We start from the raw sequence: 14,196 nt of genomic DNA, 5'->3' as shown, positions 1-14,196 counted from the left end.
GGCTTCTGAACGGGAGGTCGGCATGGGATTTCCGAACAGGGTGTTCGGCCGCGACACGCGCCATTCGGCGGTTCGGCGGCTGGCGGCCAGCCTGTCGCTGGTTGGCGCATTGCTTTTCTCTGCGACAGCCCTGACGCTGGCGCGCGCGGCGGAGAACCCGCCGTCTCTGGCGGTCGCGGGCTTCTTCCTCGTCGATACTTCCGGCGAGCAGCGCGATCAGACGGCGGAGCACGAGGCGCGCCTCGTCCGCTTCGATGCCATCATGCAGGATGAATTGTCGCAAAGCGGCCGCTTTACGTTGAAGCAGATGACGTGTCCCGACCCGCGCTGCTCCGGGCGGAGCATGACGCTTGCGCAACTGCTTGCCAGCGCGCGGGAAACGGACGCGCGGTTTCTCGCCATCGGCGCGGTGGAGAAGATGAGCACGCTGGTTCTCTGGGCGCGGCTGGAAGTCTACGACGTTGCGTCCGGCCAGATGGTGTTCAATCGCCTCTTCACCTTCCGCGGCGACAATGACGAAGCCTGGCGGCGCGCGGCGGATTATGTTGCGCGCGAGCTGATCAGGAACGCACCGGCCGGGTGAGGGGTCCTCGTCCCCGACGGAAGGATCGCCGCGCCGTGGCGGGTGTCCCGCCCCGATCCGTTACGAGCGTCGACCCTTCCCCCGGCAGGGGCAGGGAAGGGGAGCGGTCGCTTTTTCCCGGAGCAGTTCTGTCCGTGCTGCTTGAGGAGGATGCTTTCGGATGGCGGGATTTTTGGCAGCCCGGTCATGCTCCCGCTGCCGCGAGCGACGCCACGGCTCACGCCGCGGCGGTTTCAGCCTGCGAAAGCCGTTCCGACAGGTTTCCATGATAGAGCGCGGCGATCAGGTCCGACTGCGTGACGATGCCGGCCAGCTTGCCCTGTTCATCGACGATGGGAAGGTGATGCAGCCCCGCATCCGCCATCATCGGAACCAGCCTGGCGATCGGCGTTTCCGGGTCGGCGGTGCGGACCGGCGTGCTCATGGCCTCGGCGACGGTTCGCTTGAGGCTTTGCCGGGGCCGCATGGCGTGACGCAGCCGCCGTCCCAGCCCGAAATGCAACTCGCCATGCGGTCCCCAGGCGGCGTTCTCCATAAAGTCGGTCTGGGTGATGATGCCCACCACATTGCGGTCTTCGGCGACCACTGGAAGCGCCTTGATGTGGTGCTGGCAAAGCATCGTCCATGCCTCGTGCAGCGAAGCCTCGGGCGCAACGTTCGCCACGTCACGCGACATGATGTCGGCGCAGCGGATTTCGCCAAAGCGCCGGTGATAGGCCTGCATCTCGGCCTCGTGCAGAAGCGTGTCGAGATGGTCCGTGCCGACATCGACAACTTCGCCGCGCCGCGCCAGCGCCGCTTCGAGATCGGCGGCGGTGAAGCCGACGCGCTGCATGGGCAGAGGGTCGGTGGTGCCGTGCGGATTGGCCGCCGGCAGCGGCGCCAGATGCGGGTAGCGGCGACCGGTGAGATTGTTGAAGGCGAGTGCGGTCGCGAGCATGAGCAGCGAGTTGATGCCCACAGGCCAGAGCGCGAAGCCATACCCTGCCGCTTTCACCGCCGGCCCGCCCAGAACCGCCGTCAGCGCCACCGCGCCGGCGGGCGGATGGAGGCAGCGCAGCGGCAGCATCGCGCCGATCGACAGGGCGACGGCGAGCGCGGCCGCAATCAGTATATCGTCGATCCACAAAGCGCAGGTGATGCCGATGAAGGCGGCGGTCATGTTGCCGCCGATGATCGACCATGGCTGCGCGAGCGGGCTGGACGGAACAGCAAACAGCAGCACGGCCGAGGCCCCCATTGGGGCGATGAGCAGCGGCGAGGCGGCCGTCTCGCCGATCGCCATTTTCATGAGCAGTCCGGTGACGAAAATGCCGACGAGCGCGCCGCAGAAAATGCGCAAACGCTCGATATTCCCTACCGGTGGCAGGGTAGGGACAAGCCGTTTGAATGGACGCAAGGGATTCGGCATGAACAGGCGCTCGTGATTACGGGCGCGCAGTTATGCCCGGCAAGGCTGCCGTCGCAAGGCATGGCTTTGCGCAATCTGTCGCATTTGGGCAATTCGCGACTTTTCCGGCCCGCCTGGTCCTACTCGGGAGATTTTTCGTAATGCGCGGGATTTCCCGACAGCAGCACCGCCAGCCATCTGCTTGCGGGATATTGCGCGCAGTAGACGACAAAGGCGATCAGGATCGGCACGCCGATGAACGCGCCGGATATGCCCCACATGAAGCTCCAGAAGAACACCGCGAAAATGACGGCAAAGGGCGAGATCGTCAGCGAGGCGCCGGTCAGCAATGGCTCCAGATAGCTGCCGATGATGAACTGGATGAGGTTTAGGCCGACGAAGACGATGACCGCGGTCTGCCAGGAATCGAATTGAGCGATCGCAAACAGGGTCGGAAATACGGTCGCCACCAGCGGCCCGAGGAAGGGGATGTAGTTCAGCGCGAAGGCTATGGCCCCCCATGCGGCTGCAAGCTCAAGGCCGGCGACCAGCGCAAACCCCCAGACGACAAGGCCGGTCAGCACGCTGGCGAAGCTGCGCACCACCATGAAGCGTCGCAGCTTCCGGCCGATCTCGCGATTGGAGATGAGGATCTTCTCGCCATAGGGCTGGGCGGCGGGGGAGGCGAGACGGCGGTTGAAGTCATCGACCTCCAGCAGGCCCAGCATCAGGAAAATGAAGACCAGCACCGCAAACCCGGCAAAGCTGTTGAGACGGGAGGCGACCCCTTGCGTGAAGCGGACGAGCCAGGCCATGTCGAAATGGTTGGCGAGCGGGCCGGCGACGGTGATGCCATGACTTTCCAGCCACATCGCCCATTCCATATAGATGGCCTGATAGCGCCCGGTGTTGAGCAGCATCCATTGCGCGAGCTTGGTGAAGCCCCACACCACTGACGAGCCGACGATGACGATGACCACGATTGTTGCCGTCAGCGTTATCAGCAAGGCCAGCAGCTTCGGCATCCACCTCTGGAGATATGCCTGTACCGGCCAGACCATGGCGATGGTGAACAGCGAGAAGGTGAGCGGAACGAATATGGAGCGCGCGAAATAGAGGAAGGCCAGGACCAGCGTGGCCGTTACCAGCGGGTTGACCGAACGGCCGGCGGTTACACCGATCATCTCCCTCTCCACGATGGGGTGCGCATGATGCAAGGCGTAGCAGGTGCCGCGATTCTGCTCAATGCACCAGATTTGTGGCGGATGACGCAGCTCGGTCGAACCACGTCATCCGGCAGCTTTCAAGCCGGCCGGTGCGCTGGCGCACGCTGGGTGCGATAAGCGCGATCGTGCACCATCATGCCGGCGAGCATCGCGGCGACGAACAGCATGGTCTGCCACAGGCCGAGCGAGAGCGACGCGACCGCCGGGCCGGGGCAAAAGCCCGCCAGGCCCCAGCCCAGTCCGAAGATGGCCGAACCCGCTATCAGGCGCGCGTCGATCCGATTGTTCGACGGCAGGTGGAACTGCGTGTCCAATACCGGCCGTCTCATGCGCTTCGATAGGGTGACACCTGCGAAGGCCACCACCACGGCACCGCCGAGCACGAAGGCGAGGCTCGGGTCCCAATTGCCGAAAATGTCGAGGAAGCCCTGAACGCGAGCCGGATCGAGCATGCCCGACAGGGCGAGACCGAAACCGAACAGGACGCCAGCGAGAAGCGCGGCGGCGATTTGCGCGGGTCGTGACGTCATAGCCCCATTCCCCTGAGAAGAGTGACGGCCAGAACCCCGGCCGTGAGGAAAGACAGCACGGCCACGAAGGATCGTGGCGAAAGCCTTGCCAGCCCAAGCACGCCGTGGCCGCTGGTGCAGCCGGAGCCCATGCGCGTGCCGAAGCCGACGAGCAGCCCGGCGAGAATGATCAGCGGCCAGCCGACCGTGATCGTCACCTGCGGCCAGGAGCCGAAGAGCGCCAGGAACAGCACGGGGCCGGCCACCAGTCCCAGCACGAAGGCCAGATTGACGGAAATGTTGGCGCCTTGCGCCAACCGTCCCACAATGCCGCTGATGCCGGCGATGCGACCGTTGAGGACAAGCAGTATGGCTGCCGACAGCCCGATGAGCATGCCGCCGGCAAGTGATGAGAGATAGGCGCTCATGCGCGTTTGCCTTTCCCGCAGAATATGCCGTAGAGGGCCTCGATCAGCAGGGCCGCTTTTTCGGCGGTGAGCCGGTAGATGATCTGCTTGCCTTCCCGGCGTGTTTCGACGACGCCGGCCTGACGCAATACGGTCAATTGCTGGGAGAGCGTAGGCTGACGTATGTCCAGCATCTCTTCCAGTTCGCCGACGGAGTATTCGTTTCCCACGAGGGCGCAGGCAAGCATGAGCCGTCCGGGATGAGCCAGCGTCTTGAGCAGCGAAGCCGCATTCTCGGCCTCGGCGCTCATGGTCCGCAGGTCGTCCGGATGAGGCAGGATGCCGGTGTTCACCACGGCGCACCTCGCAAGGCATCGAGCGGGAATTTGAGATAGCGGCGTCCGTTTTCCTCCGGTTCCGGCAGACGGCCACCGCGGATATTGATCTGCAGCGCATGCAGGATCAGCTTGGGCATGGGCAGCGTGGCATCGCGCGTTTCGCGCAGCTTCACGAAGGAGGCCTCGTCCTGCCCGGCGATGTGCGGGTTGGACTTCTTCTGCTCGGCGACAGTGCTTTCCCAGCGCGGTGCGCGGTTCCTGGGCTGGTAGTCATGCCCGGTGAACAGCCGCGTATCGTCCGGCAGCGCAAGAATGCCCTGTATGGAACGCCACAATGCCTGCGCGCTGCCGCCGGGGAAATCCGCGCGGGCGCTGCCGCCGTCGGGCATGAACAACGTATCGTGGACAAAGGCGGCATCGCCGATCACATAGGTGATCGAAGCCAGCGTATGGCCGGGCGAGAACATGACCCGAGCGTCGATATTGCCGATCCTGAAGGTGTCGCCATCGGCGAAGAGGCGGTCCCATTGCGAACCGTCCGTCTGCAATTCCGGCCAGTTGTAGATGTCTTTCCAGAGCTTCTGGACGTCGATGACCCGCTCGCCGATGGCGGTGGGCGCGCCGGTTTTCCCCTTCATATAATGTGCCGCCGAGAAGTGATCGGCATGCGGATGGGTGTCGAGAATCCATTCGACTGCGAGCCCTTCCCTGCCGACATAGTCGAGGATGGCGTCCGCATTCATCGTGCTGGTCGAACCGGATTTCTCGTCGAAGTCCAGCACGGGGTCGATGATCGCGCATTTCTTCGTGGCCGGATCGGAGACCACATATTGCACACTGAAAGTGCGTGGATCGTAGAAGGCTTTCACATGCGGATGCCGTGCGGCGTTGCGCTGAAGCCAGCTGGCGGCGCCCGAGAGGTCGAAGCCGCGATCCTTGCCGAAAGCCAGCACGTCCTCGGCCTTCATGCGGCCGTCCAGCACTTCGCCCAGCACATAGAGGATGAGCGCTCGCGTGCCGGATTTGCAATGGGCCAGAACCGGCCCCTTTGCATCATCGAGCGTGGCCTGAAAGGCGCGGATGTCGGCTTCCGTGATGGTGGCGCCGGTGACGGGAATGAAACCGTAGGAGAGCCCGGCATTTTCTGCCGCGCGATGTTCCGCACCCGTGCCGGGCTGTACCGCGTCCTCACCGTCCGGCCGGACATTGACGAGCGCCTTGAACCCTTCCTCGGCAAAAGCGGTGAAATCGTTCAGGTCGGGCTGGCCTGCGACCGAAAGCCGGTCGTTGATCTTGGCGGTTTGCGCTGACATACGTGATCTCTCCAGATTCAATATTCACTTTAATATAATGTATTTTGTAATATTGTGAAGTGGAAATCGCAGGCTCATTCTTCGAGCAGGACACCAGCCTCGCGCGCGGCTTCAACGAAGGCGTGCCGCGCCTCGGCGGCCGAGCGCACGCCGTCCAGTGCTTTCAGGCAGGTGTCGCGGGCTTCATGATGGCGGGCGCCGCGCTCGCCCGGCCAATGCACGCTCATGAGGAAATCGACCGCTTCCCGCGTCGATCCGATGACGTGGACCTTGTCGAGCCTGATCTTGACGGGTTTCGTGAACCGTTTTTCGCTCATGGCAAGCCTCGAACCGGAATCAACGCCGGTGATCGGGCATGCGTTCCATGGCGCCTGCGGCCGAAAGGATCAGGCGCGGCAGAAAGCACTTGACGTTGCGACAATTTCGCATTGAAACTGGACCAATCCAGAATTGGTCCGGACCATTGTACCCATCCATGCAGCATGCCGATGGATAGTGCTCAGGGAAATTCCAACTACGCGCTGGAAAAGCTGCGCGAGCTTTTGCGGTCGGACGATGTGGCTGCGGACGGCAAGCTGCCGACCGAGCGGGCCCTGTCCGAAACGCTCGGCGTCAGCAGGCGCGCAATCCGTCGCGCGCTGGAGGTGCTGGAGACGGAGGGCCGAATCTGGCGGCGCCAGGGGGCGGGCACCTTTGCCGGCGCGAAACCGGATGACTGGAGCGAGCGCCTGGACGCCATCGTGGCAGGCACCGACTTCATGGAGATCATGGAAGTGCGTCTGCGCGTGGAGCCGCAGCTTGCTCAGCTCGCCGCGCTGCGCGCCAAGCCGTCCGATACGGAACGCATGTACGACCTGGTCGAAAAGATCGCCAGAAGCACCGACGCCGACGGGCGTGAGCTCTGGGACGGCGCGCTGCACAGGACCGTTGCCCAATGCGCCGGAAACCACTTTTTCCTGGCGATCTTCGACGTCATCAACCGGGTTCGACAGGATGAGGCGTGGCAGATCATTCGTGAGCGCGCCCGCAATGCCGGGGGAACGCGCCCCGTAACCCACAGCCAGCATCTGGCGATCGTCGACGCGATTGCCGCCCGCGACCCCGCGCGCGCGGGCGAAGCCATGCGCCAGCATTTGCTGACGCTGCAGGAAAGCCTCATTCGCATAACGTCGCTCGATCGCAGCGAAATGCAGACCGAGGAAGAAACCGGCCAAAGAATGATTTTGTAACATCGGGCCGGCACAGGGGCGAACTTTAAGGGAGGAAAACGAAATGAAGATCGCCAAGTTGCTGCCAGCATTGGTATCCACCGTGCTGCTCGCATTTCCCGCATATGCCGCCGAGTTGAAAATCGGGTTGCAAGACGATGCCGATGTGCTCGACCCGGCGCAGTCGCAAACCTTTGTCGGCCGTATCGTCTATACGGCCCTTTGCGACAAGCTGGTCGATATTTCACCTGATCTGAAGATCGTGCCCCAGCTCGCGACCGAGTGGAACTGGTCCGACGACGGCAAGGAACTGACGATGAAGCTGCGCGAGGGCGTGAAGTTTCACGATGGCACGCCGTTCAACGCCGAAGCCGTGGTCTACGACATAGAGCGTTCGATGACCTTGCCGGAATCGCGGCGCAAAAGCGAATTGAAGTCGGTCGAAAAGGTCGAGGCTGTCAGCGAATATGAAGTCAAGTTCACGCTGAATAACCCGGATGTGACGCTGCTCGCATCCTTGTCCGACCGTGCCGGCATGATGGTTTCGCCCACGGCCGCCAAGGAGATGGGCGCCAATTTCGGCAACAAGCCGGTCTGCTCCGGTCCGTTCAAGTTTGTCGAGCGCGTGCAGCAAAGCCGCATCGTGCTGGAGAAGTTCGAGGACTACTGGAACAAGGACAATATCTTCATCGACAAGGTCACTTATCTGCCGATCCCCGATACCACGGTGCGGCTTGCCAATCTGCGTGCGGGCGATCTCGACATGATCGAGCGGCTGGCCGCAAGCGATGCGGAATCGGTGAAGTCTGACCCGAACCTTTCCTATGAGAGCGTTGTCGGCACCGGCTGGCTGGGCATCTACTTCAATGTCGGCGACGATCCGAAAGCCGACAATCCGCTCGGCAAGGACAAGCGTGTCCGGCAGGCGTTTTCGCTGGCGATCGACCGGGAGGCGGCAAACCAGATCGTCTATGAGGGCACTTCCATGGCTGGCAACCAGCCATTCAGCCCGAAAAGCCCATGGTATGACAGCAACTTCCCCGTTCCCGCCCGCGATATCGAAAAGGCCAAGGCGCTGCTGAAGGAAGCCGGCCATGATCGCGTGCCGGTGGAAATGCTGGTCACCAACAACCCCGTCGCGATGCAGTTCATGCAGATCGTCCAGTCGATGGTGGCCGAGGCCGGGTTCGACGTCTCGCTGAAGACGACCGAATTCACCACCCTGCTCGATGAAATGAGTGCCGGCACCTATCAGGTCGGCCGCGCCGACTGGTCGGGCCGGTCGGATCCCGATGGCAATATCCATCAGTTCCTCACCTGCAAGGCAGCGCTCAACGATTCCAAATACTGCAATCCTGAAGTCGACAAGCTGCTGAACGAAGGCCGGCAGTCGCCGGACAACGCCGTGCGCAAGCAGAAATACGATGAAGCCATGGCGATCCTGCAGGATGACGTGCCGATGACCTTTATCGGCCATCAGGCCTGGATCTGGGCGCTCAACAAGAAGGTCAGCGGCTTCGTTCCGACACCGGACGGCATGATCAGGCTCGTTGGCGTGAAGAAAGCCGATTGAGACGCCGTGGAGCCGGGCGAAACCCAGGCCCGACTCCACATCACATATCGGTTGGCAGGAAACGCACATGTTCAGCTACATCGTGAAGCGGCTGCTCGTCGCCATTCCAACGCTTCTGATCATATCGGTGTTCGTCTTTTCGCTGCAGAAGCTTCTGCCCGGCGATCCGGTTCTGGCCATGGCCGGCGAGGAGCGCGATCCGCAACTCATCGAATATCTGCGCGAGAAATATCGCCTGAATGATCCGGTGCCGATTCAATATATCCATTGGCTGGGCTCCGCGGTGCAGGGTGATCTGGGCATGTCGCTGCGCACCAACCAGCCGGTCCTGACGCTTGTGGCGCAGAAGCTTCCGGTCACCGTCCAGCTTGCCATCATGTCGATGCTGTTCGCCTTCGCGATCGGCATTCCGATGGGCATTCTGGCGGCGGTGAAGAAGAATACGGCGCTCGACTATGTCGCCAACGTCGTCGCGCTGTCCGGGCTTTCGATCCCGAACTTCTGGCTCGGGATCATGCTGATCCTGCTTGTGTCGGTGCATCTCGGCTGGCTGCCCGCTTCCGGCTACCGGCCGTTCTTCGAAGACCCGCTGAACTCCATCAAGACCATGCTGATGCCGGCTTTCGTGCTGGGCAATGCGCTGGCGGCGACGCTGATGCGGCACACGCGTTCGGCCATGGTGAGCGTGCTCAGCGCCGATTATATCCGCACCGCCCGCGCCAAGGGGCTTGCGGAGCGCTCCGTGGTGCTTGAGCACAGCTTCCGCAATGCGGTGCTGCCGATCGTCACGCTGAGCGCCCTGCTGTTCGGCGAGCTTCTGGCCGGCGCCGTGTTGACCGAGCAGATCTTCACCATTCCCGGCTTCGGCAAGCTGATCGTCGATGCCGTCTTCACCCGTGACTATGCGGTGGTGCAGGGGGTGGTTTTGTGCACCGCGGTGGGCTTCATCCTGATGAACCTCGTCGCGGACGTCCTCTATGTCGTCCTCAACCCGCGCATGAGGGCCAGCCTATGACCACGCTCGACCAGGTCCGCATCCCCGTCGCCTCCGCGCAGCGGCCCGCCAGTCGCGCCTGGCGCAAGCTCAAGGCCAACAAGGGCGCTCTTGTCGGGCTGTTCATCATCGCCTTTTTCGCCCTGCTGGCGGTGGCCGCCCCGCTGCTTCCCATTCCCGATCCGAACGCCACGAGCTGGTCCGCGATCCGCAAGGCCCCTTCCGCCCTCAACTGGCTGGGCACGGACGATATCGGCCGCGACATCCTCTCACGCATGATCTGGGGCGCTCGGGCTTCCCTCATGGCAGGTGTTCTTTCGGTAGCGATCGCCGTCGTCGTCGGCGTGCCGTTCGGCCTCGTCTCGGGCTATTTCGGCGGCTGGATCGACCAGATCATATCGCGCGTCACCGAAGCTTTCCTGGCGATGCCGTTTCTCATCACGGCCATCGCGCTTGCCGCCTTCCTTGGTCCCAGCCTGATGAACGCCATGATCGCCATCGGCCTCTCGGCTATGCCCGTCTTCATAAGGCTGACGCGCGGACAGGTGCTTGCCGTCAAGACGGAAGACTATGTCGAGGGCGCGCGTTCGATCGGTCTCCGGCATTCCAGCATCATCACGCGCTACATCCTGCCCAATGTCTTCGCGCCCATTCTCGTGCAGGCGACGCTGACGATCGCCACCGCCATCATTGCGGAGGCCAGCCTTTCCTTCCTCGGCCTTGGCCAGCAGCCGCCTGCGCCGAGCTGGGGATCGATGCTGAATGTGGCGAAGAACTATCTCTCACAAGCGCCATGGATGGCGATGTGGCCCGGCGCGGCGATCTTTCTCGTGGTGATCGGGTTCAACCTTCTGGGCGACGGGCTGCGCGATGCGCTCGATCCGCGCGAAGCATGATTTTTCCAAAGGACATTCAGGCATGAACGCATTCACGACCCGTCCCGAAATCCTCGGCACCTTCGGCGTTGTCGCCTCGACGCACTGGATCGCTTCGAGCGTGGGCATGAGCATCCTCGAGAAAGGCGGCAACGCCTTCGACGCCGCGGTAGCCACCGGCTTCGTGTTGCAGGTCGTGGAGCCGCATCTGGTCGGCCCCGGCGGCGACATGCCGGCGCTCGTCTATTCCCGCAGGAAGGACAAGGTCGAGGTGATCTGCGCGCAGGGACCCGCACCCGCCGGCGCCACGATAGAGCGCTATACCTCCGAAGGGCTGTCGCTCATTCCCGGCGACGGTCTTCTCGCGACCGTCATTCCGGGCTCCTTCGACGGCTGGATGCTGATGCTGCGCGACTATGGCAGCATGAGCGTGCGCGATGTTCTGGAACCCGCGATCTATTATGCCGAGCGCGGCCATCCGGTACTGCCACGCGTCGTGGATACCATCGCCGGCGTTGCCGATCTCTTCGAACGCGAATGGCCGACCTCTCATCAGACCTGGATGCCCGGCGGCAAAATGCCGACTGCCCATTCGAATGTCAGGAACCCGGTCCTTGCCGAGACCTGGAAGCGGATCATCGCCGAGGCCGAGGCAAAGCGTGGACGCGAAAACCAGATCGAAGCCGCCCGCGATGCCTTCTACCGGGGCTTCGTCGCCGAGGCGATCGGCGTCTATCTCGAAACGGCGGAGGTTATGGATTCCTCCGGCAGCCGTCATAAGGGCGTGTTGACGGCAGACGACATGGCCGGATGGTCCGCCACCATCGAGGAGCCGCTGACCTATGATTATCACGACTGGACCGTCGCCAAGACCGGCCCATGGGGGCAGGGTCCGGTGTTCCTGCAGACGCTTTCGATCCTGAAGGGTTTCGACATTGCCGGCATGGACCCCGTGGGCGCGGATTTCGTCCATACGGTCACTGAAGCCATGAAACTCGCCTTCGCGGATCGCGAAGTCTACTACGGCGACCCGAAATTCGCGGACGTGCCGATAGAGCACCTTCTGTCCGATACTTATGCGGCGGCGCGCCGCAAGCTGATTTCCCCGCAGGCATCGCTCGACCTTTGTGCGGGAGTGGTGCCTGGCTTCGAGCGGCAGCACGATCTCGTCATGGAGATGCTGAGCAAGGATTCGCAGACCGGCGCCGTCTACGAGCCGACCATGGCGCATCTGTCGCAGAAGCGCGGCGACACCGTGCATATCGACGTCATCGACCGTGAAGGCAATTTCGTTTCGGTCACGCCCTCGGGCGGATGGCTGCAATCGTCGCCGACCATTCCGGGCCTCGGTTTCTGCCTGAATTCGCGGGCGCAGATGTTCTGGCTGCAACCGGGCCTGCCGACCTCGCTTGCTCCGGGCAAGCGCCCGCGCACGACGCTCACGCCCTCGCTCGCGCTCCATGAGGGCAGGCCGACGCTGTCCTTCGGAACGCCCGGCGGCGACCAGCAGGAGCAGTGGCAGCTTTCCTTCTTCCTGCGCCATGTTCACCACGGCCTGAACCTGCAGGCCGCCATCGACGGGCCGCTGTTCCACACGGCGCATTTTCCGGCATCCTTCTATCCGCGCACGCGCGAGCCCGGCAGCCTGATCGCGGAGGCGAATTTCGCCGCCGACGTGCTCAATGCGCTGCGGGCGAGGGGGCACCGGCTGACTGTCGCCGACGAATGGACGGTCGGTCGGCTGACGGCGGCCAGGCGTGATGCCGACGGGTTGCTGCGCGCGGCGGCCACGCCGCGCCTGATGCAGGCTTATGCGGTGGGACGGTAGCGATGATCCGTCCGAAAACCGCTTCACACTTTTCGGCATCATGGTCTTGCGAGTAGTGCGATGAATGCGACATTGCCTGGCTCCCGTGTTCCTGTCGGCAAGGCCCTGTCGAGGGAACCTGTGCTTTCGGTTTCCAATCTCACCACGTCCTTCCTGACCGATGGTGCGTGGCGCACGGTGGTGAGCAATGTCTCGTTCGACGTCGCACCGGGCGAGACTGTCGCCATCGTCGGTGAAAGCGGCTCGGGCAAGAGCGTGACCTCGCTGTCGATCATGCGCCTGCTCGCCAGGAACTCCAGCCGCATTGACGGCCGCGTCGTGCTCAACGGCAAGGAGCTGCTCTCCCTGTCGGACAAGGAGATGCGTCAGGTTCGCGGCAACGATGCCGCGATGATCTTCCAGGAGCCGATGACGAGCCTCAATCCGATCTTCACCGTCGGACGGCAGATTTCCGAGGCGCTGACCTGCCATAGCGATATTGGAAAAGCACAGGCGCGGGCCGAGACGATACGCCTGCTGGAGAAGGTGCGCATTCCCAATGCGGCGTCGCGTTTCGACGACTATCCGCACCAGTTCTCGGGCGGCATGCGCCAGCGGGTGATGATCGCGATGGCGCTGGCGAGCCGGCCGAGGCTCCTGATCGCGGATGAGCCGACGACCGCGCTCGACGTCACCATTCAGGGGCAGATCCTCGACCTCATCAAGGTCCTGCAGGAAGAAGAGGGCATGGCCGTTCTCTTCATCACCCATGACATGGGTGTGGTGGCGGAGATCGCCGACCGCACGATCGTCATGTACAAGGGGCAAGCCGTCGAGACGGGAAAAACGGCGGACATTTTCCACAATGGCCAGCATCCCTATACCCGCGCGCTGCTTTCGGCGGTGCCGCGTCTCGGCTCGATGAAGGGGCATAAATGGCCGCTCAGGTTTCCGGCCGTGGACATGGCGACCGGACAGCGCAGCAAGCCGGACGAAGTCGCCGGCACGGTCGATCGCAGCACTACGCCGATCCTGACGGTGAAAAACCTTTCCACGCGCTTCGACATCCATGGAGGGATTTTCGGACGCAAGCTTGGTGCGGTCCATGCGGTGGAAAACGTCTCGTTCGATCTCTTCCAGGGCGAGACATTGGCGCTGGTCGGCGAGTCCGGCTGCGGCAAGTCCACCACCGGTCGCTCCATCATGCGCCTGGTTCAGCCGAATGCCGGCAAGATCGATCTCGACGGACGTGATGTTCTGAACCTCGATACATCGCGGCTGCGCGATCTTCGACGCAATATCCAGATGATTTTCCAGGATCCGTTCGCCAGCCTCAATCCGCGCATGACGATCGGTGCGACGGTTTCCGAACCGATCGTCGAACACGGCCTGGGTACGCGGACGCAGGCCCGCGAGAAGGCGGCCGATCTGCTCGACCGCGTCGGTCTGAGCGCGGACATGATGGGGCGCTATCCGCACGAATTTTCAGGCGGCCAGCGCCAGCGTATATGCATCGCCAGGGCTCTGGCGCTCGATCCGAAGATCATCGTGGCCGATGAAAGCGTGTCGGCGCTCGACGTCTCGATCAAGGCGCAGGTCTGCAACCTGCTGATGGACCTTCAGCAGAGCCTGCGCCTCGCCTTCCTGTTCATCTCGCACGACATGGCGGTGGTGGAACGCGTCAGCCATCGCGTCGCTGTCATGTATCTCGGCGAGATCGTGGAAATCGGGCCGCGTGAGCTGGTCTTCGGCAATCCGCAGCATCCCTACACCAGGAAGCTGATGGCCGCCGTTCCGGTGCCCGATCCGTCGCGTCGCGGCATCAGGCGCAATCTTGCCGCGGATGAGCTCAAGAGCCCCATCCGGCCGGTGGGCTATATCGCGCCCGAGCGCATCTTTCGCGAGGTCGGGGCGGGGCATCTGGTGCGGATCGAGGAGGCGTCGGCCTGACGGCGGGGACAGCCTCCCGTGCC

General features: G+C 63.1%; 14 protein-coding genes. 7 read left to right on the top strand and 7 right to left on the bottom strand.

The window, feature by feature from the left end; all coding sequences use genetic code 11:
- The first annotated feature begins 22 nt into the window (after positions 1 to 22).
- Positions 23 to 583, top strand: a complete 561-nt coding sequence (locus tag C7441_RS12365) for a DUF2380 domain-containing protein (protein WP_109613129.1) — start codon at positions 23 to 25, stop codon at positions 581 to 583.
- Positions 584 to 800: 217 nt separating this feature from the next.
- Here the strand turns inward: C7441_RS12365 and C7441_RS12360 are convergent, their stop codons facing one another.
- From C7441_RS12360 to C7441_RS12330, 7 genes are all read right to left on the bottom strand, one after another.
- Positions 801 to 1,994: an HPP family protein gene (locus C7441_RS12360; protein WP_109613128.1), complete on the bottom strand. Its 1,194-nt coding sequence runs from the start codon at positions 1,992 to 1,994 to the stop codon at positions 801 to 803.
- A 119-nt stretch (positions 1,995 to 2,113) separates the two neighbouring features.
- Entirely contained in the window at positions 2,114 to 3,157 is a 1,044-nt protein-coding gene (locus tag C7441_RS12355; RefSeq protein ID WP_109613254.1) for an AI-2E family transporter, read from the bottom strand.
- Positions 3,158 to 3,276: 119 nt separating this feature from the next.
- Positions 3,277 to 3,729 (bottom strand): YeeE/YedE family protein, encoded by a 453-nt coding sequence (locus C7441_RS12350; RefSeq protein WP_109613127.1) that lies wholly within the window; start codon positions 3,727 to 3,729, stop codon positions 3,277 to 3,279.
- Positions 3,726 to 4,136: a YeeE/YedE family protein gene (locus tag C7441_RS12345; protein WP_109613126.1), complete on the bottom strand. Its 411-nt coding sequence runs from the start codon at positions 4,134 to 4,136 to the stop codon at positions 3,726 to 3,728. Before C7441_RS12345 ends, C7441_RS12350 begins: the two co-directional genes overlap by 4 nt.
- Positions 4,133 to 4,426, bottom strand: a complete 294-nt coding sequence (locus C7441_RS12340) for an ArsR/SmtB family transcription factor (RefSeq protein WP_040693123.1) — start codon at positions 4,424 to 4,426, stop codon at positions 4,133 to 4,135. The genes C7441_RS12345 and C7441_RS12340 overlap by 4 nt, the downstream gene beginning before the upstream one ends.
- Positions 4,427 to 4,464: 38 nt before the next feature.
- The gene (gene blh / locus C7441_RS12335) at positions 4,465 to 5,766 is read right to left on the bottom strand and encodes a bifunctional sulfur transferase/dioxygenase Blh (protein WP_109613125.1); all 1,302 of its coding nucleotides are present in this window, start codon (positions 5,764 to 5,766) and stop codon (positions 4,465 to 4,467) included.
- A 74-nt stretch (positions 5,767 to 5,840) separates the two neighbouring features.
- Positions 5,841 to 6,083 carry a DUF982 domain-containing protein gene (locus C7441_RS12330; RefSeq protein WP_019173236.1) on the bottom strand — a complete coding sequence of 81 codons (243 nt, stop codon included), beginning with the start codon at positions 6,081 to 6,083 and terminating at the stop codon, positions 5,841 to 5,843.
- 165 nt (positions 6,084 to 6,248) lie between these two features.
- On the opposite strand from C7441_RS12330, the gene C7441_RS12325 reads away from it, so the two are divergent.
- The 6 genes from C7441_RS12325 (at position 6,249) to C7441_RS12300 (ending at position 14,173) form a co-directional block, all read left to right on the top strand.
- Entirely contained in the window at positions 6,249 to 6,995 is a 747-nt protein-coding gene (locus C7441_RS12325; protein ID WP_109613124.1) for a FadR/GntR family transcriptional regulator, read from the top strand.
- Between the two features lie 43 nt (positions 6,996 to 7,038).
- Positions 7,039 to 8,547 (top strand): ABC transporter substrate-binding protein, encoded by a 1,509-nt coding sequence (locus C7441_RS12320; RefSeq protein ID WP_019173867.1) that lies wholly within the window; start codon positions 7,039 to 7,041, stop codon positions 8,545 to 8,547.
- Positions 8,548 to 8,614: 67 nt separating this feature from the next.
- A complete protein-coding gene (locus C7441_RS12315) occupies positions 8,615 to 9,562 on the top strand; it encodes an ABC transporter permease (RefSeq protein ID WP_109613123.1) in 948 nt (315 codons plus the stop codon).
- Entirely contained in the window at positions 9,559 to 10,437 is an 879-nt protein-coding gene (locus C7441_RS12310; RefSeq protein ID WP_019173865.1) for an ABC transporter permease, read from the top strand. Before C7441_RS12315 ends, C7441_RS12310 begins: the two co-directional genes overlap by 4 nt.
- Before the next feature lie 22 nt (positions 10,438 to 10,459).
- Positions 10,460 to 12,244, top strand: coding sequence for a gamma-glutamyltransferase family protein (locus C7441_RS12305; protein ID WP_109613253.1), 1,785 nt, complete (start codon positions 10,460 to 10,462; stop codon positions 12,242 to 12,244).
- A 60-nt stretch (positions 12,245 to 12,304) separates the two neighbouring features.
- Positions 12,305 to 14,173 carry an ABC transporter ATP-binding protein gene (locus C7441_RS12300; protein ID WP_109613122.1) on the top strand — a complete coding sequence of 623 codons (1,869 nt, stop codon included), beginning with the start codon at positions 12,305 to 12,307 and terminating at the stop codon, positions 14,171 to 14,173.
- The last annotated feature ends 23 nt before the right edge of the window (positions 14,174 to 14,196 follow it).

It is taken from the genome of Pseudaminobacter salicylatoxidans, assembly GCF_003148475.1.
Lineage (GTDB): Bacteria > Pseudomonadota > Alphaproteobacteria > Rhizobiales > Rhizobiaceae > Pseudaminobacter > Pseudaminobacter salicylatoxidans.
The sequence above is the reverse complement of the archived record's forward strand: the minus strand, read 5'-3'. Positions and strand labels throughout refer to the sequence as shown.

What these genes read in the sequence shown, in the direction of transcription:
- C7441_RS12365 (WP_109613129.1), top strand. Translation starts at nt 23, where the DNA reads ATGGGATTTCCGAACAGGGTGTTCGGCCGCGACACGCGCCATTCGGCG.
- C7441_RS12360 (WP_109613128.1), bottom strand. Translation starts at nt 1,994, where the DNA reads ATGCCGAATCCCTTGCGTCCATTCAAACGGCTTGTCCCTACCCTGCCA.
- C7441_RS12355 (WP_109613254.1), bottom strand. Translation starts at nt 3,157, where the DNA reads ATGATCGGTGTAACCGCCGGCCGTTCGGTCAACCCGCTGGTAACGGCC.
- C7441_RS12350 (WP_109613127.1), bottom strand. Translation starts at nt 3,729, where the DNA reads ATGACGTCACGACCCGCGCAAATCGCCGCCGCGCTTCTCGCTGGCGTC.
- C7441_RS12345 (WP_109613126.1), bottom strand. Translation starts at nt 4,136, where the DNA reads ATGAGCGCCTATCTCTCATCACTTGCCGGCGGCATGCTCATCGGGCTG.
- C7441_RS12340 (WP_040693123.1), bottom strand. Translation starts at nt 4,426, where the DNA reads ATGAGCGCCGAGGCCGAGAATGCGGCTTCGCTGCTCAAGACGCTGGCT.
- blh (WP_109613125.1), bottom strand. Translation starts at nt 5,766, where the DNA reads ATGTCAGCGCAAACCGCCAAGATCAACGACCGGCTTTCGGTCGCAGGC.
- C7441_RS12330 (WP_019173236.1), bottom strand. Translation starts at nt 6,083, where the DNA reads ATGAGCGAAAAACGGTTCACGAAACCCGTCAAGATCAGGCTCGACAAG.
- C7441_RS12325 (WP_109613124.1), top strand. Translation starts at nt 6,249, where the DNA reads ATGCCGATGGATAGTGCTCAGGGAAATTCCAACTACGCGCTGGAAAAG.
- C7441_RS12320 (WP_019173867.1), top strand. Translation starts at nt 7,039, where the DNA reads ATGAAGATCGCCAAGTTGCTGCCAGCATTGGTATCCACCGTGCTGCTC.
- C7441_RS12315 (WP_109613123.1), top strand. Translation starts at nt 8,615, where the DNA reads ATGTTCAGCTACATCGTGAAGCGGCTGCTCGTCGCCATTCCAACGCTT.
- C7441_RS12310 (WP_019173865.1), top strand. Translation starts at nt 9,559, where the DNA reads ATGACCACGCTCGACCAGGTCCGCATCCCCGTCGCCTCCGCGCAGCGG.
- C7441_RS12305 (WP_109613253.1), top strand. Translation starts at nt 10,460, where the DNA reads ATGAACGCATTCACGACCCGTCCCGAAATCCTCGGCACCTTCGGCGTT.
- C7441_RS12300 (WP_109613122.1), top strand. Translation starts at nt 12,305, where the DNA reads ATGAATGCGACATTGCCTGGCTCCCGTGTTCCTGTCGGCAAGGCCCTG.